The sequence below is a fragment of the Pseudomonas sp. PDM04 genome, assembly GCF_014851765.1.
GTDB lineage: Bacteria > Pseudomonadota > Gammaproteobacteria > Pseudomonadales > Pseudomonadaceae > Aquipseudomonas.
Map to the genome: position 1 here is coordinate 965,760 of NZ_JACVAI010000001.1, position 21,921 is coordinate 987,680.

Genomic DNA, 21,921 nt, shown 5'->3' on the forward strand with positions numbered 1-21,921 from the left:
CAAACTCCAGGTGTAAAAAAACCGCTCGCGGCGGTCGGTGGACGCGCTGTAGCGCTATGCGAGACTGACAACCTTGACCGGCTTCACCTCCTTCTTTTTCTTGCCTTTGGCCTTGGCCTTGCCCTTCTTGCCGCCGTTACACTCGACGGTGGTCGACCAGCCGGCCTGGGTGTAAACCTGCTCGACCGAGTCGGCCAGATACTCGCCATCGAGCCCGACCTTGAAGCCCTGGGCATTGATTGGCCTTTCGGCAAAAATGTCGGTGCGCCCCGGCATCTCAAAGCGCACACCGGCGGTCGAGCGGTTGAACGCCGCCAAACGCGCCTTGGCGGCCGACTCAGCCGCGCTCTTGTTCGGGTGAATGTGCCGATCGGTATGCACCGCCGGCAGTCCGTCCGGCACGTCGTCATTGTCCAGGGCCACCACCACCAGCTCGCCGGTCTTCTTGTCCTGATGCTTGGCGCCGACCGTCTTGTGGGCATTGCGATCACCCAAACGGAACTGCCAGCGGCTGACGTCGCTGGGCACCAGGGTGATCGCGCCGAACTGCTGACCGCTTGCGCTTTGCCCGGCCTGGCGCGGCATGACCAGCAACTTGCCGTCGGCGACCTTGGCCGTGCAGTCGTACTGCTTCGCCAGGCGCGTGATAAAGCTAAAATCTGACTCGCTCAACTGATCGGCCCGCGGGACCTTGGTCGACACCGGGCACACCGGCTGCCAGCCATTGCGCGCGGCGATATCGGCGACGATCTTCGACAGCGGCACGTCTTCCCAACTGCCGCTGCGAATGGTCTTGCCGCTGCCGCGCATGTCGCTGGCCTTGCCACGGATCACGATCGTACTCGGCGGGCCGGACACCTCGACCTCGTCGACCAGGTAGCGCCCCAGGCGCGCCAGGCTTTGCCCTTCATAGCCCAGGTAAACCTCGATCCCGGCGCCGCGGCGCGGCAAGGTCACTAGGCCGTCGCGGTCATCAATGCGCAATTCGAACTCGTCCGACTCCATCCCGGGCTTGTCCGAGGTGCGCAGCAGCAACAGCCGATCATTAATCAAGGCGGTAATATCAGCGCCGTCAGCGACAACGCGAAACTTCGGGTTCATGCGGTTTTCGCCCAATAAAAAACCCGCACCAGGCGGGTCAAGGTCAATCGGTCGTTACGCGTAACGGCAGGCGCCGCCGGCGGCGATCCGGACAGGATCAATTCCACAAGGTCACTTGCTCCTCGATCGGGTCCGGCAGATCCGGCAGCACGATCAGCACCCCGGCGCGAAAGGGCTGGACCTCATCGGCCAGCCCCTGATTGGCCCCCAATACCGCCTCCACGCTGCCGACCAGATGGCCATAGTAGTTATGGCAAATGGTGTCGAGCAGATCCCCGTCAGACGTTCTGCATGTCGTCGCCATAGCGGACAAACTCCAGTGTGAACCCTTGTTTACGCGGGATGCCGCCCTGCATCAGGGCGCTTTGCTCTTCTTCGATGGACGCCAGGCACCAGGTGCCCAGCACCTCGCCATAACCAGTGGTCAAGGTCAGCGGCTGCAACTGGCCACCGATCCTACGCAGCGTGTCGAGCTGCTTTAGACCGCCCTTGAAGCCCGGGAAAATCGCGCCCTTGAGGGTGATTTTCTCGTCGCCCATACCGACCCCTTGCTGGGCCGGCCGGCGTGATAGGCGCTCCTGTGAAGCCCAGCGGAACGCGGTCGAGCGACGCAGCTCGTTAAAGGCCGCCGTGTCGAGGTTGAAGAAATACGGCTGTGCCTTGGGGTCTTGCGGCTGGATGATCAGCAGGTGCGGAAACGGCTTGACCGCTTCCGGCGCCGGCGTCTGATCCGCGGCAAAGGCCCCGGTCGGCATGATGTTGGCCAGCGCCGGATTGACGTTGCCGGCGACCTTGTTGATCGCCGTGGCCGCCCGGCTCGCTTGCTCCTTGAGCACCCCCAGGCGCTCGTCGATTTGCGACACCGCGCGGGTGGCCGTGCCATACATGGCCACCACCTGGCCGACCTTGGCCTGGGCGGCATTCACCCCACGCATGACCCGCTGAAGCTTGGCGCCCAGCGCCGGCCCGACAAAGGGCACGCCCTCCAGCTCGGACGCGGCGCCGGTGATTTCGCCGATCGCGCCATTCACCGGCCCCAGCATGCCGTCCATGCTGCGCCGGCCGGTTTCGCCCGCTGAAGCCAGGTACTTCAGCCCCGATTGCAACTGTTCCAGTGCAGGCATAAGCCCCCCTATTAAACGTGTGGCGCGTCGTACAGCTTGCGGTTTTCCAGTTGCTGGGCCATTTCGCGCTGATGCTGCTCAAGGTACGGCCGAATTTGCGCATAGAGCTGGGCGCCGTCTTTAACGTCGCCTTGCACGGTCAGAGTAAATGGCGCCTGGATATCCACCTTGGAATCGACCTTGACCCCCTCGGACTTTTCAGCGGCCGGGGGCTTGGCCAGCAGCGCGGCCGCAGCATCAGCGCCCGGCGGCGGCATCAGCATGGCGCGAGCGGCATCACCCGGCTGGGTGCCGGCAGGCTTGGCGAAGGACTGGGCGATACCGCCCATCACCGGCGCGATGTTCTGCCCGGCATTCGCCATCATCAGCGGGCCAGCGGCCGGCATTTGCTTCAGCTCGGGATCGGTGCCAAACATCGACTTGCCCAGGTAACCACCCAGGGCATCGCCGCCCAGACTGCCGAGAACGCCACCGATCGCACCGCCCAAGAGCGTGCCCACCACGGGCACTACCGAGCCGATCATGGCCCCAAACGCCGCGCCGCCGATGGCGCCCGTCAGGCCGCCTGCGGCTCCACCGTAGCCCTCGGCTTTTTCGTCCCGGGTTTCGGCATTCTGGTAGGTGTCATAGGCCTTGTAGCCAGCCTCAGCGATCGCAAAAAAAGCCGCACCCTTGACGACCGAGCCCACGCCAACCCCTCCACCGCCACCACCCTTGGCCCCGCCTTGGCCCTTTTTGCCCTCACCACCCAGGTCGCCCAGGTCCGGGCCACCGCCCAGGGCGCCCATGTTAGTCACGATCACCTTTTGCGGAATGTTCGGATTTCCCATCAGCGAACCGCGCCCGATGTTCAGCAGGCCCTTGGCAATCTTGAAACTGCTCATCGCCGTTTGAAACGCGATCACCGCCGCCACGGCCGCGCCGATTCCGGTCACCACGCGAGGGGATTCATCGGACAGTTTGCTCAGGCCCTGAGTGACGTAGGTCAGGCCATCGGCCACCGCGTCGGTCACCGGCCGGAACGCATCACCGATCGCGCGCATGGCGTCATCGGTGTTCTGCGCCATTTCCGCCCACTTCTGCGCCGACGACTGCCGGCGCTCTTCCAGGTTCTTGTCCAAGATCCCGGTCGCGCTCGCTGAATCTTTTTTGAGGCTGGCATACAGCTCTTTGTTCTGCATGAACGCCGTCAGCGCGCCCTTAACCTGCATGTCGGCGAACAGGTCGCCGGTGCGCAAAGCCTTTTCCAGTGACTCGATCATGGCCTGAGCCTTAACCGGGTCCTGCTCCTTGCTGATCTTCGCCGTGGCTTCCGCCATGGCCGCCGCCTTCTTCGGATCGGTCGCGGCGATGTACTTTTGCGCCAACTCAAAGCTGGACTCCAGCGTCGACTTGCCGTTCTGCAGGCCGGTGTTCATCGACGCTTGATAGTCGATCCCCGCCTCCTTGTAGGCCTTGACCGTGTCGCCCGAACCGATTTTCTCCATCCAGTTCTTGAGGTTGTTAGCCGCCTCATCAGCGCCGCCGGCAGTCTTCATCTGCACTTGCAGCATGGCGCCGAGTTGCGTTACCGAGTCCATGCCGGTAATGCCCAGCTTGCCCATGCCCGCCAACAGCTCAGGAAACCAACGCGCCATGTCGGCCGCTTCAAAACTGCCCGCCTGACCTTGGTAGGCGATCGCCTCCAGGGCCTTTTGCATTTGCGCCGGGTCGGTGATCTTGGCGTTCTGCCCCAGGGCGTTGATCATGCGCGCCGTTTCGCCGCCGTCCGAACCCTGGCCGATGGCAAACTTGGCCGCGGTCGGGGCGTACGCCAGGGCCTTGTCCAGCTCCATGCCGGCTCCTACCAGGGCGTTGACCACCTCGGCCACCTGATTGCGCGCCATGCCCGTCTCGCGCGACGTGTCGATGATCCGCCTCGACATGTCGCCCTCTTCGGGCTTGTTGGCAATGTTCGACTTGATCGCAATGTCACGAATGATCGCGCCATAGTCAGCGCTGACCTTGGTCGGAATGGCCATCGCGGCCGTGGCCGCCACGGCCTGGCCGACGCTGCTTTTCAGCTTTTGCCGGCCTTCGTCAATCTGTTGGTGACCCTTGGCTTTCAGCTCAGCCTTGGCCGCCGCCTGGCCCATGGTGTTGTAAGCCTTGGCCAGGTTGCGCACTTCCACGCCCTGCTTTTTCAAGCTGCTCAGGTTACCCTCAAGCTGCTTGAGCAAGGCGCCGGCACCCTTCTCGCCCGCTAGGTGCGCCTTGCGCCATTCATCTTGCAAGCGCACGGTTTCGCCGATGGTCTTTTGCAGCACCCGGGCTTTCTGACCTTCGGCCTCAAGTTTTTTGATGCGACTGGTGACATCCTTAAACGCGCTGCCCACCGTGGAGCTTACCGCCCCGCCAATGACCAGGCCGAGCGCGAGTTTATTCGCCATGTGCGTGCCCTATACGTCGAGGAAAACAGGCGGCTCAATCCGTGAGCCACCACACCATTTCCGAAAAAGGCATAGCCTTGATCTCGGCCGCCGAGAAACCCGTCTCTTTGGCCAAGCGTCGAGCCAGCACCTTCAGGGTGGTTTCGTTACAGGTCGTCGCCTTCAACCAGGCGAAAATAGCCGGCCTGCAGACGGTTGTAGTCTTTGATTTTCAAAGCGGTCAGTTCCGCATCGCTAGCTGCGAGCAGGCTGCAGAACAGGTTCTTTTCCAGCTTGTCCATTTCGCCGCCGCTGGCCGCCTTGGCCGCTTCCATGTCTTTCACGCTCGGCGCGCGCATGCTCAGCTTGTCCAGCACGACTCCGCCGACAGTGGCCTTGTAGGCAAGCGTTACGGTAACGCCTTCGTCCGTCAGGGCCAGCCAGCTCGGCAAGGGCTTGTTGAGGTTGATTGGTGTCATGTGCAAATTCCTTAAAGGCCCAGGGCCGTGCGCTCAGCGGCCAGTTGGTCGACACCGTCGATCACCTGGATCATGTTGAGGGGATCGATCTCGTACATCACGCGACCGTCGATTTCGAGCTTGTAGTAAGTGACCGACATGGCGTGCTTGATTTCGGCCTTGTCGCCCGGCTTCCAGTCGCCCATGTCGACCTCTTTCACCGCGCCGCGCAGGGTCACGATGACGGCCTTCACCGCCCCCTTGAGCCCCTTGTACGCGGCACGGAACACCGCGTTGCACGCGGTCTGATCGGCCAGGCCGAAATACTTCAGCGACTCGCGGCGCACGCCGTTGGTGGTAAATGCCGCCTCAAGCTTTTCCAGGCCCATGCCCATCTCGATCGGGGCGGACATACCGCCGCCCTGATAGTCGTCGGTTTTTTTGGTCAGCTTGGGCAGCGTCAGGGTCGGCACTTCGCCGGCGAAACTCACGCCGTCGATAAACGCGGCGCAGTTGGACAGTACTTCTGGAATCATGGATTGGCCCCTTAGGCTGTTTCGAGAACTTCGGTCAGCCACTCGTTGGTGACTTCAATGAGGAAATTCGGGTTTTCCGCCGGCGGCACGTCGGTGAAGCGAATGCGCCAGTAAATTTTGCCCTGCTCGATTTGGCTGGCCGTGTTCATTTCGGTGTCCGCGTAGACCTCGAAATTGATCACTGCACCGGCATTCTTCTGATCGCGCATGAACGCTTGCAGACCTTCGGTGACGTCCTTGACGTAGGTCTTGGTGATCGAGCGATCGACCGCCCACTTGTGCCCGGCCTGGATCGCATCCATCAGGATGTCGCAGGTGCGCACGCGGGTGACAAACGACCATTTCGCATCGCTGGACAGCGTGCGGTTACCCCACAGGCGATAACCGCCGTCGCGAATGATCGTGGTGATATTGGCGTTATTGAGCAGGTTGGCCCGGCAGGTGTCGTCACCGTCGAGGTATTCGATCGGGCGCGACGTGCCGGTGATGCCGACCAATTCCTTGTTCGACGGCGACGCCCAATAGCCGTAAGTGGCATCGGTCCAGGCAAACATGCCGGCCGCCCAGGCCGAGCCCGGTGCGTCGACCGTGGCACTGGTGGTCGTGTCCCAGTACTTCACCCCGGGATCGACCAGATACAGGCGCTTGCTGCCGAATTCCTCGGCATAGGCCAACGCGGCCTCGTCGGTGGTATTGGGACCGTCGATGATGGCGATCGCGCGCAATTTGGCGGCCAGCGCATCCATGGCCGTCGCGACCGCCTGGGTGGCGGAATGCTTCGGCGCAATGATGAGCTTGGGCTGGGCGTTGTGTTTGCTCTTGCCATCGAGCAGCGCCTGCAGGCCGGTACGCTGCCCCGAGGCCAGCACGCCGCCAATGATGGCCGACGTCTGTAGCGCCGCGTCCTCCAGCTTGGCCACCCCCACCGCAACAATCACCGCCTTGGCGCGCACGTAGATGGCCTGTGCGGCTTTGGTGATCGCCGAGTCAGCACCGAAGGCGGCAATGGCCTCGCGCTCCGACGTGAGCAACACCAGGTCGCCCGCCTTGGCCGTGCCGCCGCCCAGCACGCCTGGGGTGAAGGTGTCGCACAAGCCAATGATCGAGGAGGACGGCAGCGAAATGGTGCGCGCGCCGGTGTCGATCAGCGACGTGGTAACGCCGTGAAAAAAACCACTCATAAGGGTCAGTCTCCAGAAACGAAAAAGCCCCGCATGAGCGAGGCTGTGAGGGGTGTTCGCGTTACGCGTAACGGCGCAACGGGGTTAAATGGATTTCCAGGGGTTGACCTCAAACGTCAGGCCTTTCCACTGCGCGGTCGGGTCGCTGCTGTAGTCCTCGGCCCAGTCGCTGGGCTCCGGTTTGAACCCGAGCTGAATCACCAGGGCGCGAGTGTCGGACCACTGCCACACGCCATAAAACCCGTAATAGCGCCGGCCGGTGACCTTGTGCGTGGCCAGCAGCAGCCGGCGGCCACCCTCCCCGGGGCGATCCTCCACGCTCTTGTCACCCCAATAGCGGTAATCGCACTCGGCGACCGGGCAACTGCACCAGGGGTGAAAGCGCATGTTGTTGGCCGGGTTGCGGATGGCCAGCCACCAGAGCTGGGAGAACCAGTGATAGGCGCCCAGGCCGAACGGGGCATTCAGATGCCACCAGCCGCGCTTATCGCCCAGGGCGCCGTCACGATCGTTGGACCATAGCCAGGCCCAAGCCGGCAGCCGGCGCAGCGACCAGAATCCCGGGGCCTGGGTGAAGGCGATCGGCGGCCCCTCGATCGACAGGAAGGGCAGCGCCGCCGGCACCACCAGGAAACCCAGCAGGATCAGAAACACCCGCAGAGGCAGAAACAGCGCCCACTGCAAAGCAGCGCGCAGGACATGCAACGTCATAGGTCAACCTCGGATATCAGAAAAGAAAACGCCACGTCAGTGCGGGGCGCTTATTCGACTTGCCCGGCGATCCAGTCCGGCGGGATCGGCCGACGCTGGCTGTCGGGGAAGTTTGGCGACTGGGGCCAGTCGCGCAGATCCTGCATGTACGTCAGCAGCCCGGCGAACTGCTCGGCGGTCAGCGTGGTGTCGCTGCCGATATCAAGCTGATCGCGGTGACGGTCGCGCAACCAGATCACCGAAGACAACTCAGCATCGCGCCAGGCTCGCTCGGTGACGCCGGGATCAGGCGTCACCACCGGGGCATCAACCAAATACGGCAGGCCCTTTTCATCATGGGCCCGAACCTTGCCCTGCTCTGGATTGGCAATAACCAACTCGAAAACGTTCTCCGAAATTTCCACTGCATCGTCTGGAATATTTTCGCCATGGATCGCAGGCAGATAGGTGCAACCTGTAGACGGACTGTAAAAACGCATAACTTCCCCTTATTTCCCAAGCGCAAGCCAGCGTGCCGTTATGGTCGCCGTTTCGCCTGCGTTCTTATCAGCAACCAACGTCATCCCCTTGGTTCCGACAACATCCACGTAAGTGCCAGTAACTTGAGACAACGCGATTGAACCCACGGACCAGCCCGCATAGAAAGCAGACTCTGGGAACTCGATAGGAAAGGAGACTGCCAGTCGGTTATCGGCAGTCGTCGGGAAGCTGACGGTGCCCCATTGAATGACCAATCCACCGAGCCAGCTCGGGAAAACGACATAGCCGTTTGGTGTGAGGCTGGAAGCAAACCCGAGACGCAGCTTTTTCGGCGTTGCCATGACCGCGTCGTTTGCGCTGTCGAGCATTTGCGCAGCCGTGGCGACCTTGGCTGTGCCCTGATTGATCTCGGTCGCCTGAGCCGCCAAAGCAGCAAGCGCCGCAATATCAATGTTTCCCTGATTGATCGGTGCGTTCCAGGCCTTGATGCACCACATCACCGCCAAGTTGCGCGGGCGAGTAGAGCCGACAACAGGCGTAGTCGTTGCCAGAGCTGTAGCGCCGTTGAGAGCCGCAATCTGTGGCGGATAGTCCGCAAGAGCGGCCGGATCAATTCCGTAGCTCGCCGTCGGCTGCGCAGCAGTTGCTCCGAGCCCAATTACAAAAAGCCCATCCGACGAACCGGTGACATCGGCAGCAGCCATTGTGCCTTTTTGCCAGCTACCCACGGCCCGGCCAGCATCCGCCCCGCGCCCATGGTCCCAGCCGCGCAGGAACTCGCCACGCGACTCGGGCAATCGGAAGTTACCGGCACCCTCGCCGCCCGTATTGAACGCCGTGCCCAGGAAGGCGGCCAAGTCGGGATAGGCCGCGATACTCTTGACGCTTCCGTCAATCTCCAGAAAGCCCGGCGGCACGCTGTTCACCGGAAACGCCACCATCGTGCCGACCGGTAGCGCCGAGGCCTGGGCAATCATCGACTCGACTTCGGCCTTGGTGTAGCTGTTGGTGATGCCCATCCCCGCCAGGGTGTTCGGGTTATCGCCCGACACCACCACGCCGCGATTGTTGACCTTGACGCGGGTGTATTCGCCGGCCTGCTTGTTCGCTGGCAACACCTCCAGAATGGCCGCATCAACGTAGCTGCGCGAGGCCAGCACCACCGCCGGGTCAATTTTGAGCGCGACGTTAGCGGAGTTGTTGACGATAAAATTCATCCGCACCACTTGCGTGCGGCCAGAACCTTGCGTCAGCAGCGGCTTATAGCTCGGCGCGCAGTTGGCTACCGCCACCAGATCGCCAGCCTCGTCGTACAGACCGATTTCACGAATCCAGCGCCCTCCTTCGTCGGCCGGGATAATCTGCTCAGCGACGATGATCGCCGGATCGGCCGGGTCGACCTTGAGCTGATTCAGCGGCCGGCGGCGCCATTCGTTGATCAGTTGGGTTTGTTCGGGCTTGGGGATAGGGTCGGTCAGGTTGGCATCACCCACGCCCATTTGCGTGATCTTCCAGGGAATGCCGAGCGCGTCGGCGTTCGCCTGTTTGGCCAGCCCCACATTGGTAAGGATGGCGAAAAACTGCGAATTCGCATCAATCATGGTAAACGTCCAGGGTGTCTATGGAGTGTTCGCGACCGATCACGGCAAAGCGGCCCGTGACCTCGATGTCACGCATCACCGGCGGATACACGTCGATTTCGTCGCCTTCGTACAGACAGGCAGCGATGTTCAAATGGCCTTGAGTTTCGAGGCTGATCGCCAGCCCCGTCAGCTTGCGGGTGACGGGCTTGGCGTCATCGATCAGGCGCTCCAGCTCCTGATACATCTCTTCGGTGATACCGGTGTCCAGCACCCCGACCTTGAGCGCAAAGGTGCCCGGCTCGCCCTCGGGCACCGTCTTGAACCATTCGATGATTTCGATCAGGTAGCCCAGCGGCTCAACCACCCGGCGCAAGGCGCCGATGGTGCCCTTGTGCTTGTGGATGTAATACGAGGCCTTGATGGCCGCCCGCTTGGTCGCCTCCGACCACCGATAATCCCAGCGATCGACTGACCAGGCCCACGCCAGGTGCGGCAGCAAATGCACCGGGCAGGTATCGGCGTTGTACAAGGTGCGCAACGGCACAATGGTGCGCTCGTACAAGGCCGCTTCCAGGGCACGCTCCAGTTGCGTGCTATTGCTCGGCAGCAGGCTACTCATGTCGACCCCGCCAGCACGACGGTGTAACCCTCGCAGTAAGCCGCCTGTGCCTTGGTCGGGGCCAGGTCGACCCAATCGGTCAGTTCAACCCGAGAAACCCCAGGAACGTGCAGTTGCGCATCCACCGCCGAGCGAGCCACCTCGACGCCCAGGCGCTTGCGTGGATTGATCCAGGCCGCCAGGCGCCGAATGGCCTCGGCCAGACTGGCGTCCACCTCGGGGCCGGCGCCGGTCATGTGCAGAACCGCATCAATGCGGTAGTCGATGATTTCCGCACCCTGAACCGTTACCCGATCACCCACGGGCCTGACGTCCTCGTCATTCAGGGCCAGCTCGACAGTGGCCAGCAGCTCCGGACTGGCCTCGCCCTTGCCCTCGGAACTCAACACAGTGACCGTTACGTAACACGGCTGGGGGCTTTCCGCCGTAGCGTCGGCCACCAGCGCCGAAGCGTTGCGCGAGTGCATGATGTAGCTGTTTCGCGGGCCGGCCGTGGTAAGCCCTTCATAAGCCAACTGAATGCGCTCGCGATAGGGGTCGTCCTGCTCCATGACCTTGGGCAGTGGCGGAACCACCGAAAGGTTCTCAGCTTGAACCACCAGGCGCGGCAAATTGACGTTGGCCCCCAGGTGGTCAAGGTCACTGCCGATGGCATGGGCCAGCAACAGCGCCTTGGCACCATCGTTGACCCGGGCCCGGTTACCGACCTTGTTATAGGCCCCGACCTCCAGCAGCTTGACCACCGGATCACTCTCAAGCACCGCGGTCCAGTTATCGCCCATGTAACTGCGAAAGGTGCTTAACCCCTCTTGATAGGTGTCTTCAAAATCCAACGGCTCCAGCACATCCGGCGCCGGCAGCGCCGACAGATCAACGACCGTACTCATACGCTCACCTCCACCACAAACCCGTCGCCGAGGTATTCGCCGGCAATACTCAGATCGATCTTGCCGCCCAGCACCGCCAGCACACGGACCCGCTCAAGCTTCAATCGCGGCTCCCAACGCAGCAGCGCGCGCACCGCCTCGGCTTGCACCGAGCTTTTCCAGCCTTCGTTTACCGGCATGTCGACATAGGCGCGCACCTTGGCGCCGTATTCCGGACGGTGCCGGCGACTGCCGAGCGGCGTACTCAACACGTCGGCCATGGACTGGCGCAGGTGCTCGATGCCGGAAATGGGTTGGCCGGTGTGGCGATCCATTCCGATCATCTACGTCACTCCAGGGGTTCGAACTCTTTATGGGTTTTCAGGTAGCTCAGCGCCTGCTCATCGGACGCCGACACCTCGATACGCCCCTTGGCCACCGCCAGCGTGCGATCGGTGTTTGGGATAATCAGCGTGCGCGAGGTGAAGACCTTGTCGCGGAATGTCAGCAGCAAATCGCGGGCCGGCGCGATATCGTCGACCGGCAACTCGGTAGGTTTGGCCATGATTTCTCCAGGCATGAAAAAGCCCGCATAGTGCGGGCTGTTAAGGGATGGATTAATGCGTGTGGTGGTTGCTGTTGCCGCCGGCATCAAGAATCTGGCCGTCACTGGTGATGTTGCCGGCAGCGTGCAACGTACTGACCAGCTCGACAGCGCCCGTTACGCGTAACGGACCCTGAATTTCCACGTCGGCAATCAGCGTGACGTTGGTGGTGGTCACCGTGACTGCGTTATCGGTGGTAATCGATTCGGTCGATCCCACCCTGGTGATCACCTGGCCACTGGGCAAGGTAATGGTGTAGGTCTTGGCCTGCCAGTCATAGACCAGCGAGCCGCCATCGTCGAAGCGCCAGGCCTCGACGTGATCACGGTTATCCGGCTGCGCGCCGGCATTGCCGTACAGCCCAGGAATGAAGGTGCCCATGCCGGCCTGACCGCTGGGGTTAAACAACACACCCTGCTCACCAATGCTCGGCGCCCGCCAATGCCGAGCCATGCCGGCGGCCAGGCTATGCCAACGCACCCAGGCACTGGTCCATTCACCGTTGGACACCCGCACCATGGCCGCCGCCAGATCCACGCCGACCACCGCGCACGGCATCAGCATGGCGGCAATCATCCGATCATGCTCAGCACTGGGGTAGCTCATAAGTCCTCCGGTTGAATCGGACCATCGCCCGGCTCGACGTCAACGACCAGCGTGCCCGGCGGCTCGTCTGGCCATGGCCATTCCTCGGCACCCAGGTAGAGCTGCTGCGTCCACTCAACCAGCCAGACGGTGTAGCCATCCAGTTCTGGTTTGGTCCAGTCCTGCATGGCCTGGGTGAATTCAGCAGGCTCCACTGGCAACCCCCAGGTCTGCATGCGTAACAGCACGGCCAGCTGCGCCGCCAAGTGCGCGGCCTGTTGGCAGTGTTGCGGCTTGATGGGATCAACGATGATCCGCGCTTCGAATCGGCAAACCAACGTGCTCTCACCGGTGCCAACGTCCGGACCTGGCTCAATTTCAGCCATCTCAAGGAAGACTACCGGTAATGCAATCCGGTCCTTGATATTCGGCCACGTCGCCACTGCTTTGATGCCTGGCAGATTGCTCTGCAAATGCTGCTCAATCGCCCGGTAGAGCTGGTCAAGGCTAAAAGGCTCTTCAGACATTGGCCGTCCCCTTGAGGTACTTCTGCAATTCAAAGTTGAACTCTTGCTGCAGGATCTCCAGCAAACGTGCGTGTGCACGATGGGTCCAGGTGTCGAAGTGCGGTCGCGCTTGTTCCAGCGAAACCTTGGCCTTGGCCAACGGAAAGCGATTGCCGTTTTCCGCGACCCAACCCGAACTGGCTCCACCAGCACCTGACACGGTGCTATCGGGGTAATCGTCCGCGCTGAAATGCTTGCTCGCGGTACGAATCCAGATGTCAGGCTTGTTTCCGTAGACCTGTTTAAGGAAAGCACCTTGGTAACGCCGCCCGGCCACCGAAACACCGTTGCTGGACTGTCTCGCGCGACCAATGCGGCTGGACTCAATGGGATTAAGACCGAACCACAACTTACCGCTCGCAGCGCGGCCAGAAACGGGATAGGCACGCATGCGCTGACGGACTGCCGCGACCGCGATGCGCTCCTGACGACCGACAGCTCGGGCAATGTGCGTGCGTAGCCAGCCCAACGTCTTGTTGATCGCTCGTCTCTGGGCGGCAGCTGCCGCTTTCGGCACCAGCTTGGCGAAGTCCTCGAAAGCTTGCAGATCTGCGACTGATGACTGGATGGTGAGCATCCCGCCACCGGCCGACGGTTTGAAATAGCTGCCGACACTCATGCGCGCATCCTCAATATCAACGCGACCAGGCCGTCACCGCTGGGCTCCAGCTGGATCAGGTCGTAATCACCGCCGCCATCAAGCATCGGCAAATTGACACTGACCTGCGTGCCCGGCTCCAGTCCGTCGGTTTCGCCTACACGAACCTCGAAACGAGGCTCCCGGAGACCGGTGTTAAGCTTGCCGAACTGGGGTTGAAGCCAGGGCGCCGAAAAATAGCCGAGAACTTCTCGGCCGTTGATCAGCGCGACATCACCCAGCTCGTCCAGGACCATCGTGTCCATTTCCTCGATGAGCTCACGAAAGGCCACGGTCATTCACCATCGTCAGGATCGTCATCCGAGTCATCGGTGGATCCCTGAGCTTCACGCAGGATCTGTTGGGCCAACGCATCCTTGATCGGTGCAATGCGCCCTTCAGCGATCAACGCTTCCGCGACCTCCTTGGACGGCGGGCTGTACGGCTCGCCCTTCACAACCACCACACGCCCGTCCTGAACGCAGCCATCGACTACGAGGTATTCGGCTTTTTTGGCCATGTCACACCACCTTGGCGTAGATGAAAGCATCGGGTTCCAGCAGCCCCGCCAGCGCCGCACTTTGCAGCTTCAGCCAGCGGGCGCTCGGCTCTTCAGTTACCCAACTTTTCGGGAATCGCGCGGCCTCCACCAAACCGCTTTCAACGGCAGCCAGATCCTGAATAGCGCCATACAACATGGCGTTGCGCGTGGAAGTAGAACCGAGGATCAGACCGCCCGCAGGAATCAAGGGTTGCTCATCCTCGTCGTCGTCCAGATACCACTCGTCATAGCCGTACAGGTCAACGCCCGGATCGTTCAGGTAGCCCAGGTAAGTCACACCTTCAGGCAGTTCTTCAGGCTTGATCAGGCCCATATCAACGCGACGGGTGTTGAGTTGCTTGAGCACCGTCGGGTCCGACTGGAATGCATCCAGCGCTTCGCCGCTCATGGCCACCGTGTTGGCAGTACGACCGGAGTCTTTGGCAATCTTGCGTTTCCAGGTGCGCAAGTTGCCGATCGGGTCTGAGCCTTCACCGCCCCACTTGCCACTGGCCAGGCTGATTTTGTGGTCGCTGGCCATCAGAAAATCGATGGTGTCATCCACACCGTCACCGATCACGCGCACCTTGCCGGTCGTCAACGCCTGGGCGCACATCCACTCTTCGCGACGCACAATCTCGTCATCGAGGTCACGGAGATCCTTACCCAGCAATTGCGCAGCGCGCTCAAGGGGCGTGCGCGAAGCAAACGGGTTGTCACCTGCTGCACGCTTGAGTACCAGTTCGGCAGTGGTTTCACGTTTGGGCTGAATGTAAGGCGGCGTGTAGGTACTGGTGGTGAAACCGTCCCGCAGCGAAAGGCTGCCCGGCAGACGCGGGTGTACAAACGGCGCCATTTTGCGTTTGCCCTTGATGATGTCGATGTCCACCGTCTTGGTGGGAAACGTCACCGGGCTTCCGCCGTTGAAAAAGGTGTTCAACAGAAAGCGGCGGGCGGACGGCATTTGCTCGACCGCTTCCAGCATGGTGCGGGTATCAAAAATATCCATCAGAAGCTCCGGTTTATCGAATGAACAGGCACAGGGAACGCAGCGCGGCTTTCGCCTTCGCCAAAGTCAATCCCTCACCGAGGTTGAGTTGGCTGGCGAGCACTTCGCCGGTGAGGCGAATCGGTGCGGGTCGGGCGCCCTGGCTGGTGTCGATGGCCAGGTCGAGGACCGCCAATGGGGCTTCAGAACCATCAGAGGCGGAGGCCTTGCACAGCCGGTATTCGCCGGTGGCTGTCACCTGGCCCAACACGGCGCCGCGCTGCAGGGTCTGGCCGGTGGCGATCACCGCAATGTCGACCATCACCGGAAAGTGGCCGGCGGACAGCTGGTCCGGCACGTAGGTTTGACGTTCAGGGTTACTCATGACGTTCTCCGATCAGCGGCGCGATGCGCCAGCGACAATAGAATTGACGACAGCTTTGCGTTCGCCCTGGCTGTCATCTCCCGACGGCGTGGCAGCCGAGGTGCCGGTGGCATCAGCCTTGATCGCGTTGAGAGAAATGCCGCGATCCTGGGCAGCCTTGAACAGCTGCAGGGCCGTGGCTTCGATTGAGGTTCCGGCGTCGATGGCGGCAGCGATTTCAGTCTCGAACCCCTTGCTTGCCAGAGCGTGGATGCCGGTGATGCGCTGACGTTCGGCCGTTGCGCCCTCTTCACGGCTTTGGGTGCGAATGTTCTCCACATCCGGCTGGCTGGCCTGGGCAATCTGGATGGTCTGCGGGTCCGTGCCGGCGGCCAGCGCCTCACGCAACTCCGCCGTGCTGCTGACGGTGGTCATGTTGAATTTCCTCGGTTGGGTTGCGGCCGGTTTGGCCAGTTCAGTAATCAGTGCTTCCAGTGCGCCCAGGCGATGAGCCAGGCCGGATTCGACAGCGGCTGCGCCGACGCGCAATCCGCCGAAGTCGCCCATTTCGGGTACGCGTTCGGGATCGACCCCGAGGTTGCGTGCAACCTTGGCCACGAACACGTCGCCCATGGCATCGACCGTTTCGCCGACCTTGGCGCGGCCCTCCTCGGTCCCGAGATCCACGCGCTTGTTCGGCGCGTTGCGGCTGACGATCTGATAACGCTTGCGTCCGCTGGATGCCTCGCCCTCCACGACCGCCTCGACCACGACACCGATGCTGCCGGCGAGCGCGGTTTCGTCGATTACGATCTCGCTGGCCGCCGAAGCGATCCAATAAGCCGCGCTTGCACCGGTGCCGCCGATGTAGGCGACAATGCGTTTTCGGTCACGGGCCGTATGGATCTGGTCAGCCAGTTCATTGATGCCGGCAGCGACACCGCCTGGGCTGTCGATGTTGAGGATGATCGCGCTGACCTTAGGGTCATCCAGCGCCGTTTGCAGGTCTGTGGCCAGCACCTGGGTACTGGTAGCGCCACTGATCTCAGTGAAGAGGTTGGCGTAGCGGAAGACCGGACCGACCACCGGGATAATGGCCACGCCATTGCGGATGCTGACGGTACGGCTGTTGTCCAGGCGCACACCGGTACGGGTTTCCAACGCGGCCGGATCGCCCATTCGATCTGCAATGGTCAGCAGGTTATCCAGGGCGCCAGGCAGCATCAGCCAGGGCTGCGAGGCAGCCAGCTCAAATGCGCGGGGCATGGTTATTCCTCGTTGAGATTGGGTGGCGGAGTTTCCTGCTCGCGTCCCTTAGGCAGCACGTGCAGGCCATCAGCACGACGTTGCTCGACTTCGCGTACGCGTTGGCGATACACCTGTTGCCAGGGCTCGCCTGTCATCGCGGCGGTTTCCAGGGTTTCGTTGCTGACGCCGATTTCGATGCGTTTGCCAGCGGCGTTGGCTTCCTTCAGCTCATCAATGGCACCGCGTGCCGGACCGATCCAGATGGCCTGGCAGTACGCCTTGCGCTTGGCCGGGTCGGCATAACCTGGCAACTGGATCAACCCTCGTGCCACGGCCTCATCGATCAGCAGTTCCCGACTGGGCTGACAGAAGTCGCAAATCAGCCACCAACGTCGCAAGCTGTAGAAACGCCAGGCTTGCAACATCGCCGCACGCGCCGCGCTGTAGCTGCTGCTGTAGTGCAGCAGCAGCTCCTCCATCGGCTGCTCCAGGGCCGCGCCAATCTCTTTCACAACGGCGGTGAAAAACGGGTCGAACTGTGCATTCGGCCTGGCTGGGTTGGCGATCATCGGCTCCTCGCCTTGCCCCAGGTCGACAATCGCGCCCTCGCCCAAGGCCAGCTCGCCGTCGGCAGAGGTGTCGCCGCCTGCACCAGCGCCTTCGTTGGCCAATGCTGTGAGAGGCAAGTTCGAGGTTTGAAAGTCGTTGGTCTTTTTGATGAACACCGTGAACATGGCCGAGATAACAGCGGCCATCAACTCGGCGCTGCTGTAGCGCTCGAGCTTTTGCAGTGGCTCCAGCACTGGCGCCAGATACGGTGCACCACGCTTCTGGCCTGGTCGCTCCTTGTCGGCCATGACGTGCATGACACGGCGCCGGCCAGTGTGCTGGCCGAAGGCAGGCAAACGATCCCATCGCTGCGACTGCCCCGCCATGAACTCGTTGGGATAGCCGTTGCAAACGTGGTACGCAACGGGCGCTCCCAGTTGATCGAACTCAACGCCATCCACTAGGCGGGAACTGTCCAATTGCCCCGCTGGATTGCACACCCGATCCGACTCGATCAATTGCAGACGCGTGCTGAACAGACAGCCCGGACGCTCATCGTCAGGGCTGGCTACCAGAACATCACCACCGACCATCGACGAGACAATCACCAACGCCTGCAACTGATAGTGGTTGAGGGTCGCTTCGGCATCGCACTCACGAGGGTCATCGGCATACAAAGACCACAAGCGGTCGAGCTGGGTATTGAGTTCCTCCGCTTGTTGCTCACTCAACCCTAATGCGGCGTGATCGATCTGTGACCGGCACACCAACCCGGTGCCAACCACGTTGGTGCGCAGACGGGTGATCGCTGCCCGGGCGATCAGATGGTTGCGCATGGCATCCCGAGAACGAGCGACCAACATGCGCCGTTCATTCTGGTCAAGATCCCGACGCGGACTGCCCAGCCCAGGTATCCAACTGGCCATGCTGCGCAGGACACGTGAAGCACCTCGCCATCGTGTCTCGACGCCTCCCCCACCCCCTTGGGCAACGATGGGCCGCGCCTCTGTTGTGGATTTGGCGAGACGTAGAGCCTCGCGCATCAGTAGTTCGGCCGGATCCTTACGAAAAAAGCCCATAGTCAGATCGCCATGTAAGAGATGCGGTTACGGCCACGACCTTGTTGCTGCGCCAGTTCTAATGCGACCTCCTTGGCGTATTGCTGCTCCAGCAAGCGCAGGCTGTTCAGCTCGGCGCGGTACAGCTCACGGTCGCCACGACGCAGGCGCTGGCCTTTTTTCAGGACGCCAGTAATCGCCGCCCGAACTTCCGCAAGGCGCTGTTGTGCGTCTGTCATGATGGTTTCCTTAGTAGCCCGCTCGACTGCGGGTGCCCCGCCCGCGAGCGACTGCTCGGCGCGGCACCGGTGCGACGGGTTGTTCAGTACTGAACAGGGTTGGCTGCAGCTGTTGCTGCTCCAGTTGATCCCACTCGTGATCTCGCAGCAGGTGGGTTTTGAGACTGCGTGCCGCATGCAAGGCGTACACCTCACAGTCGAGCGCCTCGTTGCGCCGGCCGGCCTTTTTTTGCCAGACCATCTTGCTGGGGTTACGCGGATGCGGCGCCAACACTTCGTTCGTGAGCTGCTCGTAATAATCCGAGCGGATCTCGCTGTACCAGTGCATACGCCCAGGTCCCACACCCTTCAGCCGAAGTCGCCCGTCGATCAAGGTCTTGGCTTTATGTGTGCCGACGATGTGCACCCGCAGACCGTACTTCGCGGCCTTGGTGTTGTCCTGGGAGGTGTCGACGGACTGCGGCGGCTTGGTAAAAATTTCCTTGTCGCGGCTGTCGATAGATGCGCCTTTGATCGCCATGACGTTGTATCGCTGACGATCCCGAACGTAGCTGTAAACCGCATCACTGGTATTGCCGTCCGAACTGTCGATGCTCACCGCCGAAACCGCCAAGTGAGCACCACCGTCGGTAGCAATCGGCTGGGAGATAACCCGGTCCAGTTCCTGCCAGACACTGTCATGCGGGTCGATGGGATTGCCGTGAAGCTCCCCCCAATACAGTCGCCATGACTCCTCACCCCGCCCCCATCCGGTGATGACGAGTGCCAAACGATCACCCTGGACGTCCACCCCGACAGTGATCAACAGCACGCCTTTCGGTGCAGTCAGTTCGGTGTAAGGCTCAGCACGTTTCTCCAGCTCATCGGTTTTTGGCGCGTCACTTTGGTATTCGTAGCTTTCGCCCTTGGAGCTGTTGACGAAAGCAATCATTGGCCCGATGTTGCCCTGCGACGCGGCATGTTCTGCCTGCAGTTTCTTTTCCATCAGCACCTGGAACCGCGAGCCCCAAAATGTTGCGTACAGCTCGTTGAGGATGTATCCGGCGATACCACGAAACTCCGCTGTTGCCGACCATCGCCCATGCTTGAGGTTGGCGTTTTTCTGATTGTCATCCCAAATCGCGCCGCAATGCGGACAGGAATAGAACGCCTTCTCCGGCCGTTTCTTACCGTATACCTCGTGCAGGTAGTCGGGATCCTCGTCGCAATGCAGGTTGTCGAAACTCAGCGCATGCTCCTGACCACATTCGTGACACGGCACCAGGCCAATGCGTTTGTCAGAAAGCTCCAGTTCAGCATCAATGGCCGACAGCCCCTTGATGGTCGGTGTACCACCGATGATGATTTTGGAGCGACGGAATGTTTTCAGTCGCTCCTTAGCCAGCTTGATGCTGTCGCCCTGCCCTCGCAGATTGAGATTGCAGTCATCAGGTTCTTCAATGGCCACCCGGGGCACCGGTGTTGATTTCACGCTGGCGGGGCTGTTCGATCCCACCATTTTCAAGAAGCCGCCAGGGAAGCGCTTAAAGTCCTGACGTTGCTGCAGCTTCCGGCTTCGCAAGTCGACTTTCTTGCGTAGTCGTGGCGTGGCTTCGATCATTGGTTCGAGTTTCTCGCCGACGTACTGCTTGGCTGCTTCAGCCTTGGGGAACAGCACCAAAATTGGCGAAGGGTCGATGTCAATCCATTTGCCCAAGGCATTGCCCAGCACGCCGGATGTCCAAGCCACCTGCGCTGATTTACGTCCGACAATCTCACTCACGGCTGGGTCATCCAGCGCTTCCAGAGGGCCGCCGGGCCAGATCAGATGCGGCGTCACGTCGAACCGATATTTGCCTGGACGTGCCGCCTCTTCCGGCGCGAGCCAGCGGTACTTATCCGCCCATTCAATGATGCTCATGCGTGGCGGCGGCGCCCACTTGCGGCAGGCGCCGCGCAGCGCTTTAGTCGCCGTCTTCTTCAAAGCCCTCCGAATCGTCCGGTTCGTCAGAATATCCATCTGACGCGGCATCATCATTGTCATAGTCAGACAGCCTCCTCAGGATGGCTTCAATGGGATCCCTGATCAGTTGATCGTCAACCTCCACGCCGTAGCGTGCCGACAATTCGGCGGCCAATGCGTCCGGGAACGTGTTGAGTAATTCCACTTTGGCGGCGGTGATCATGGCTTCGAAGCGTTCGACCAGATCGTCGGCAATGACAACCTCGCCCAGGTCCTTCGCCATCGCGAGCTCTTCACGATCGGCGCGAATCCGATCAAGCCGGTCGCGGGAGGATTCTTTCTTGCCGTTCAGTGCAGCCTGGTGCATCAGCCACTGGATAACGGCCTCAGTGCAGTATTGGTTTTCGTTGCCCCGACCGAGGCCGAACTCGGTCACCGGCATACCGTCGTTCTGCCAACGGGTCAGGGTGCGCTCATCGCGGCCGACAATCTCGCTTAAGTCGGCCTTGCTGACTCTCCTGCCCATATCTAACCCTTTGAAAAGACAGACATCACTGCAAAATTCTCAGCTGCAGAGAACCCGCGAGTTCGGTGACCCGTGTAGGGGGCGGGCCTCGGGGAGGACCCGGAAAAATCGCCCCCCGGTCGGCCCCGCACCTAGGTTCGGTCGGTCGATGCCGACTCGGAAACGCCGAGCCGCTTGGCAGCCCATCGTTCGTACAACCCGATGGCAACATCTGCACCAGCCATCGCCGTCAGACATCCTAAGGCGCCAGCCGTCCAGAGCGACATGCCGGCAGCGATCATCAACATCATCGCCGACACTCCGCAGACAATGCAGGAACCAGACCGAAGCGCCAGCCTTCGCAGCAACGCCCATCCCCGCGCTCCATCCTTGTCGGCCCGCCACATCTCTCCCGATACGCCGCCGACCAAGGCCAAGACGACCACTAACCAGATCGGCATCTCTGCCAGCGCTTGTTGCTCGTTCGTCATCGTTTTCTCCAAAATGCAAAAACCCGGCTGGATGGCCGGGTTTCTTGATATCGTCGCGAGTTCAACTCATGTAAAAACAGGGTGTTATATGGACACGACATCGGTACTCGTAAATTTTCTGTTGACCGTATTCGGAGGGCTCTTTGTCGCTTGGTTGTTCGCACCGACCGATGCTACGGGGAGGGCCCTACGCCGACTGAGAATTATGGGAAGCTATTTGTACCGAACCCTTGCTCTGTTTGGTGCTGTTGCGATGCTTGTCAGCAGTGCATATGAATTTTACAAATTTGCCTACTCAGAAGCACCGATTACAAGGCTGGAAGTCGTCGGCCTTTTCTTCTACATGCTCAACTTCTTCGTATATTTGGTAGCAACCACCGCAATCGTTGCGATCTGGTCAAGGGGAACACCTCAAACAGCTAATGAAAGCCCGTGATCCTTCGGTCGCACCTATCGAAGATGACTACTTTTTACAGGTCGATTCCGGTGGCAGCAACCCTGTTTTAATGCCACCCGGTGAATAAGTGGGTAACACA

General features: G+C 61.1%; 28 protein-coding genes. 1 reads left to right on the top strand and 27 read right to left on the bottom strand.

Annotated elements, in window-relative coordinates; translation table 11 throughout:
• Positions 1 to 54 precede the first annotated feature (54 nt).
• The 27 genes from IB249_RS04430 to IB249_RS04560 all read right to left on the bottom strand — a co-directional run bounded on the left by IB249_RS04430 (position 55) and on the right by IB249_RS04560 (position 21,385).
• Entirely contained in the window at positions 55 to 1,101 is a 1,047-nt protein-coding gene (locus tag IB249_RS04430) for a phage late control D family protein (RefSeq protein ID WP_192302285.1), read from the bottom strand.
• Positions 1,102 to 1,198: 97 nt separating this feature from the next.
• On the bottom strand, positions 1,199 to 1,405 hold the full coding sequence (locus IB249_RS04435; RefSeq protein WP_192302286.1) for a tail protein X: 207 nt from the start codon (positions 1,403 to 1,405) through the stop codon (positions 1,199 to 1,201).
• Complete coding sequence (locus IB249_RS04440; protein WP_192302287.1) at positions 1,380 to 2,225, bottom strand: phage tail protein; 846 nt, start codon at positions 2,223 to 2,225, stop codon at positions 1,380 to 1,382. The genes IB249_RS04435 and IB249_RS04440 overlap by 26 nt, the downstream gene beginning before the upstream one ends.
• Before the next feature lie 11 nt (positions 2,226 to 2,236).
• Positions 2,237 to 4,654 (bottom strand): phage tail tape measure protein, encoded by a 2,418-nt coding sequence (locus IB249_RS04445; protein ID WP_192302288.1) that lies wholly within the window; start codon positions 4,652 to 4,654, stop codon positions 2,237 to 2,239.
• Positions 4,655 to 4,800: 146 nt separating this feature from the next.
• Positions 4,801 to 5,112 (bottom strand): phage tail assembly protein, encoded by a 312-nt coding sequence (locus IB249_RS04450; protein ID WP_192302289.1) that lies wholly within the window; start codon positions 5,110 to 5,112, stop codon positions 4,801 to 4,803.
• 11 nt (positions 5,113 to 5,123) lie between these two features.
• Positions 5,124 to 5,627, bottom strand: coding sequence for a phage major tail tube protein (locus IB249_RS04455; protein WP_192302290.1), 504 nt, complete (start codon positions 5,625 to 5,627; stop codon positions 5,124 to 5,126).
• 11 nt (positions 5,628 to 5,638) lie between these two features.
• The gene (locus IB249_RS04460) at positions 5,639 to 6,808 is read right to left on the bottom strand and encodes a phage tail sheath family protein (RefSeq protein WP_192302291.1); all 1,170 of its coding nucleotides are present in this window, start codon (positions 6,806 to 6,808) and stop codon (positions 5,639 to 5,641) included.
• An 84-nt stretch (positions 6,809 to 6,892) separates the two neighbouring features.
• On the bottom strand, positions 6,893 to 7,519 hold the full coding sequence (locus IB249_RS04465; protein ID WP_192302292.1) for a hypothetical protein: 627 nt from the start codon (positions 7,517 to 7,519) through the stop codon (positions 6,893 to 6,895).
• 50 nt (positions 7,520 to 7,569) lie between these two features.
• A complete protein-coding gene (locus IB249_RS04470) occupies positions 7,570 to 7,998 on the bottom strand; it encodes a phage tail assembly chaperone (protein WP_192302293.1) in 429 nt (142 codons plus the stop codon).
• Between the two features lie 9 nt (positions 7,999 to 8,007).
• On the bottom strand, positions 8,008 to 9,600 hold the full coding sequence (locus IB249_RS04475) for a phage tail protein (protein ID WP_192302294.1): 1,593 nt from the start codon (positions 9,598 to 9,600) through the stop codon (positions 8,008 to 8,010).
• Complete coding sequence (locus IB249_RS04480; RefSeq protein ID WP_192302295.1) at positions 9,593 to 10,201, bottom strand: phage tail protein I; 609 nt, start codon at positions 10,199 to 10,201, stop codon at positions 9,593 to 9,595. The genes IB249_RS04475 and IB249_RS04480 overlap by 8 nt, the downstream gene beginning before the upstream one ends.
• Entirely contained in the window at positions 10,198 to 11,088 is an 891-nt protein-coding gene (locus IB249_RS04485) for a baseplate J/gp47 family protein (protein WP_192302296.1), read from the bottom strand. Before IB249_RS04485 ends, IB249_RS04480 begins: the two co-directional genes overlap by 4 nt.
• A complete protein-coding gene (locus tag IB249_RS04490; protein WP_192302297.1) occupies positions 11,085 to 11,411 on the bottom strand; it encodes a GPW/gp25 family protein in 327 nt (108 codons plus the stop codon). Before IB249_RS04490 ends, IB249_RS04485 begins: the two co-directional genes overlap by 4 nt.
• Positions 11,412 to 11,416: 5 nt before the next feature.
• Positions 11,417 to 11,632, bottom strand: a complete 216-nt coding sequence (locus IB249_RS04495; RefSeq protein WP_192302298.1) for a hypothetical protein — start codon at positions 11,630 to 11,632, stop codon at positions 11,417 to 11,419.
• A gap of 52 nt (positions 11,633 to 11,684) precedes the next feature.
• A complete protein-coding gene (locus IB249_RS04500; protein ID WP_192302299.1) occupies positions 11,685 to 12,278 on the bottom strand; it encodes a phage baseplate assembly protein V in 594 nt (197 codons plus the stop codon).
• Positions 12,275 to 12,784: a hypothetical protein gene (locus IB249_RS04505; protein ID WP_192302300.1), complete on the bottom strand. Its 510-nt coding sequence runs from the start codon at positions 12,782 to 12,784 to the stop codon at positions 12,275 to 12,277. Before IB249_RS04505 ends, IB249_RS04500 begins: the two co-directional genes overlap by 4 nt.
• On the bottom strand, positions 12,777 to 13,442 hold the full coding sequence (locus tag IB249_RS04510) for a hypothetical protein (RefSeq protein WP_192302301.1): 666 nt from the start codon (positions 13,440 to 13,442) through the stop codon (positions 12,777 to 12,779). Before IB249_RS04510 ends, IB249_RS04505 begins: the two co-directional genes overlap by 8 nt.
• Complete coding sequence (locus IB249_RS04515) at positions 13,439 to 13,753, bottom strand: hypothetical protein (protein WP_192302849.1); 315 nt, start codon at positions 13,751 to 13,753, stop codon at positions 13,439 to 13,441. The genes IB249_RS04510 and IB249_RS04515 overlap by 4 nt, the downstream gene beginning before the upstream one ends.
• 2 nt (positions 13,754 to 13,755) lie before the next feature.
• The gene (locus IB249_RS04520) at positions 13,756 to 13,980 is read right to left on the bottom strand and encodes a hypothetical protein (protein ID WP_192302302.1); all 225 of its coding nucleotides are present in this window, start codon (positions 13,978 to 13,980) and stop codon (positions 13,756 to 13,758) included.
• A 1-nt stretch (position 13,981) separates the two neighbouring features.
• Entirely contained in the window at positions 13,982 to 15,010 is a 1,029-nt protein-coding gene (locus tag IB249_RS04525; RefSeq protein ID WP_192302303.1) for a major capsid protein, read from the bottom strand.
• Positions 15,011 to 15,023: 13 nt separating this feature from the next.
• Positions 15,024 to 15,374 (bottom strand): head decoration protein, encoded by a 351-nt coding sequence (locus IB249_RS04530; RefSeq protein WP_192302304.1) that lies wholly within the window; start codon positions 15,372 to 15,374, stop codon positions 15,024 to 15,026.
• Between the two features lie 12 nt (positions 15,375 to 15,386).
• Positions 15,387 to 16,619 carry a S49 family peptidase gene (locus IB249_RS04535; protein WP_192302305.1) on the bottom strand — a complete coding sequence of 411 codons (1,233 nt, stop codon included), beginning with the start codon at positions 16,617 to 16,619 and terminating at the stop codon, positions 15,387 to 15,389.
• Between the two features lie 2 nt (positions 16,620 to 16,621).
• Positions 16,622 to 18,229 carry a phage portal protein gene (locus IB249_RS04540; protein WP_192302306.1) on the bottom strand — a complete coding sequence of 536 codons (1,608 nt, stop codon included), beginning with the start codon at positions 18,227 to 18,229 and terminating at the stop codon, positions 16,622 to 16,624.
• A gap of 2 nt (positions 18,230 to 18,231) precedes the next feature.
• A complete protein-coding gene (locus IB249_RS04545) occupies positions 18,232 to 18,447 on the bottom strand; it encodes a hypothetical protein (RefSeq protein ID WP_192302307.1) in 216 nt (71 codons plus the stop codon).
• A 10-nt stretch (positions 18,448 to 18,457) separates the two neighbouring features.
• On the bottom strand, positions 18,458 to 20,446 hold the full coding sequence (locus IB249_RS04550; RefSeq protein WP_318653481.1) for a phage terminase large subunit family protein: 1,989 nt from the start codon (positions 20,444 to 20,446) through the stop codon (positions 18,458 to 18,460).
• A complete protein-coding gene (locus IB249_RS04555) occupies positions 20,391 to 20,915 on the bottom strand; it encodes a terminase small subunit (RefSeq protein ID WP_192302308.1) in 525 nt (174 codons plus the stop codon). The genes IB249_RS04550 and IB249_RS04555 overlap by 56 nt, the downstream gene beginning before the upstream one ends.
• 131 nt (positions 20,916 to 21,046) lie before the next feature.
• Positions 21,047 to 21,385, bottom strand: coding sequence for a phage holin family protein (locus IB249_RS04560; protein WP_192302309.1), 339 nt, complete (start codon positions 21,383 to 21,385; stop codon positions 21,047 to 21,049).
• 13 nt (positions 21,386 to 21,398) lie between these two features.
• On the opposite strand from IB249_RS04560, the gene IB249_RS04565 reads away from it, so the two are divergent.
• A complete protein-coding gene (locus IB249_RS04565; protein ID WP_192302310.1) occupies positions 21,399 to 21,821 on the top strand; it encodes a hypothetical protein in 423 nt (140 codons plus the stop codon).
• The last annotated feature ends 100 nt before the right edge of the window (positions 21,822 to 21,921 follow it).

Coding starts and splice junctions, on each gene's coding strand:
- IB249_RS04455 (WP_192302290.1), bottom strand. CDS start 5,627: ATGATTCCAGAAGTACTGTCCAACTGCGCCGCGTTTATCGACGGCGTG.
- IB249_RS04530 (WP_192302304.1), bottom strand. CDS start 15,374: ATGAGTAACCCTGAACGTCAAACCTACGTGCCGGACCAGCTGTCCGCC.
- IB249_RS04520 (WP_192302302.1), bottom strand. CDS start 13,980: ATGGCCAAAAAAGCCGAATACCTCGTAGTCGATGGCTGCGTTCAGGAC.
- IB249_RS04430 (WP_192302285.1), bottom strand. CDS start 1,101: ATGAACCCGAAGTTTCGCGTTGTCGCTGACGGCGCTGATATTACCGCC.
- IB249_RS04480 (WP_192302295.1), bottom strand. CDS start 10,201: ATGAGTAGCCTGCTGCCGAGCAATAGCACGCAACTGGAGCGTGCCCTG.
- IB249_RS04490 (WP_192302297.1), bottom strand. CDS start 11,411: ATGATCGGAATGGATCGCCACACCGGCCAACCCATTTCCGGCATCGAG.
- IB249_RS04525 (WP_192302303.1), bottom strand. CDS start 15,010: ATGGATATTTTTGATACCCGCACCATGCTGGAAGCGGTCGAGCAAATG.
- IB249_RS04545 (WP_192302307.1), bottom strand. CDS start 18,447: ATGACAGACGCACAACAGCGCCTTGCGGAAGTTCGGGCGGCGATTACT.
- IB249_RS04535 (WP_192302305.1), bottom strand. CDS start 16,619: ATGCCCCGCGCATTTGAGCTGGCTGCCTCGCAGCCCTGGCTGATGCTG.
- IB249_RS04505 (WP_192302300.1), bottom strand. CDS start 12,784: ATGTCTGAAGAGCCTTTTAGCCTTGACCAGCTCTACCGGGCGATTGAG.
- IB249_RS04465 (WP_192302292.1), bottom strand. CDS start 7,519: ATGACGTTGCATGTCCTGCGCGCTGCTTTGCAGTGGGCGCTGTTTCTG.
- IB249_RS04560 (WP_192302309.1), bottom strand. CDS start 21,385: ATGACGAACGAGCAACAAGCGCTGGCAGAGATGCCGATCTGGTTAGTG.
- IB249_RS04445 (WP_192302288.1), bottom strand. CDS start 4,654: ATGGCGAATAAACTCGCGCTCGGCCTGGTCATTGGCGGGGCGGTAAGC.
- IB249_RS04510 (WP_192302301.1), bottom strand. CDS start 13,442: ATGAGTGTCGGCAGCTATTTCAAACCGTCGGCCGGTGGCGGGATGCTC.
- IB249_RS04440 (WP_192302287.1), bottom strand. CDS start 2,225: ATGCCTGCACTGGAACAGTTGCAATCGGGGCTGAAGTACCTGGCTTCA.
- IB249_RS04540 (WP_192302306.1), bottom strand. CDS start 18,229: ATGGGCTTTTTTCGTAAGGATCCGGCCGAACTACTGATGCGCGAGGCT.
- IB249_RS04435 (WP_192302286.1), bottom strand. CDS start 1,405: ATGGCGACGACATGCAGAACGTCTGACGGGGATCTGCTCGACACCATT.
- IB249_RS04495 (WP_192302298.1), bottom strand. CDS start 11,632: ATGGCCAAACCTACCGAGTTGCCGGTCGACGATATCGCGCCGGCCCGC.
- IB249_RS04555 (WP_192302308.1), bottom strand. CDS start 20,915: ATGGGCAGGAGAGTCAGCAAGGCCGACTTAAGCGAGATTGTCGGCCGC.
- IB249_RS04500 (WP_192302299.1), bottom strand. CDS start 12,278: ATGAGCTACCCCAGTGCTGAGCATGATCGGATGATTGCCGCCATGCTG.
- IB249_RS04485 (WP_192302296.1), bottom strand. CDS start 11,088: ATGAGTACGGTCGTTGATCTGTCGGCGCTGCCGGCGCCGGATGTGCTG.
- IB249_RS04550 (WP_318653481.1), bottom strand. CDS start 20,446: ATGGATATTCTGACGAACCGGACGATTCGGAGGGCTTTGAAGAAGACG.
- IB249_RS04450 (WP_192302289.1), bottom strand. CDS start 5,112: ATGACACCAATCAACCTCAACAAGCCCTTGCCGAGCTGGCTGGCCCTG.
- IB249_RS04470 (WP_192302293.1), bottom strand. CDS start 7,998: ATGCGTTTTTACAGTCCGTCTACAGGTTGCACCTATCTGCCTGCGATC.
- IB249_RS04565 (WP_192302310.1), top strand. CDS start 21,399: ATGCAAAAACCCGGCTGGATGGCCGGGTTTCTTGATATCGTCGCGAGT.
- IB249_RS04475 (WP_192302294.1), bottom strand. CDS start 9,600: ATGATTGATGCGAATTCGCAGTTTTTCGCCATCCTTACCAATGTGGGG.
- IB249_RS04460 (WP_192302291.1), bottom strand. CDS start 6,808: ATGAGTGGTTTTTTTCACGGCGTTACCACGTCGCTGATCGACACCGGC.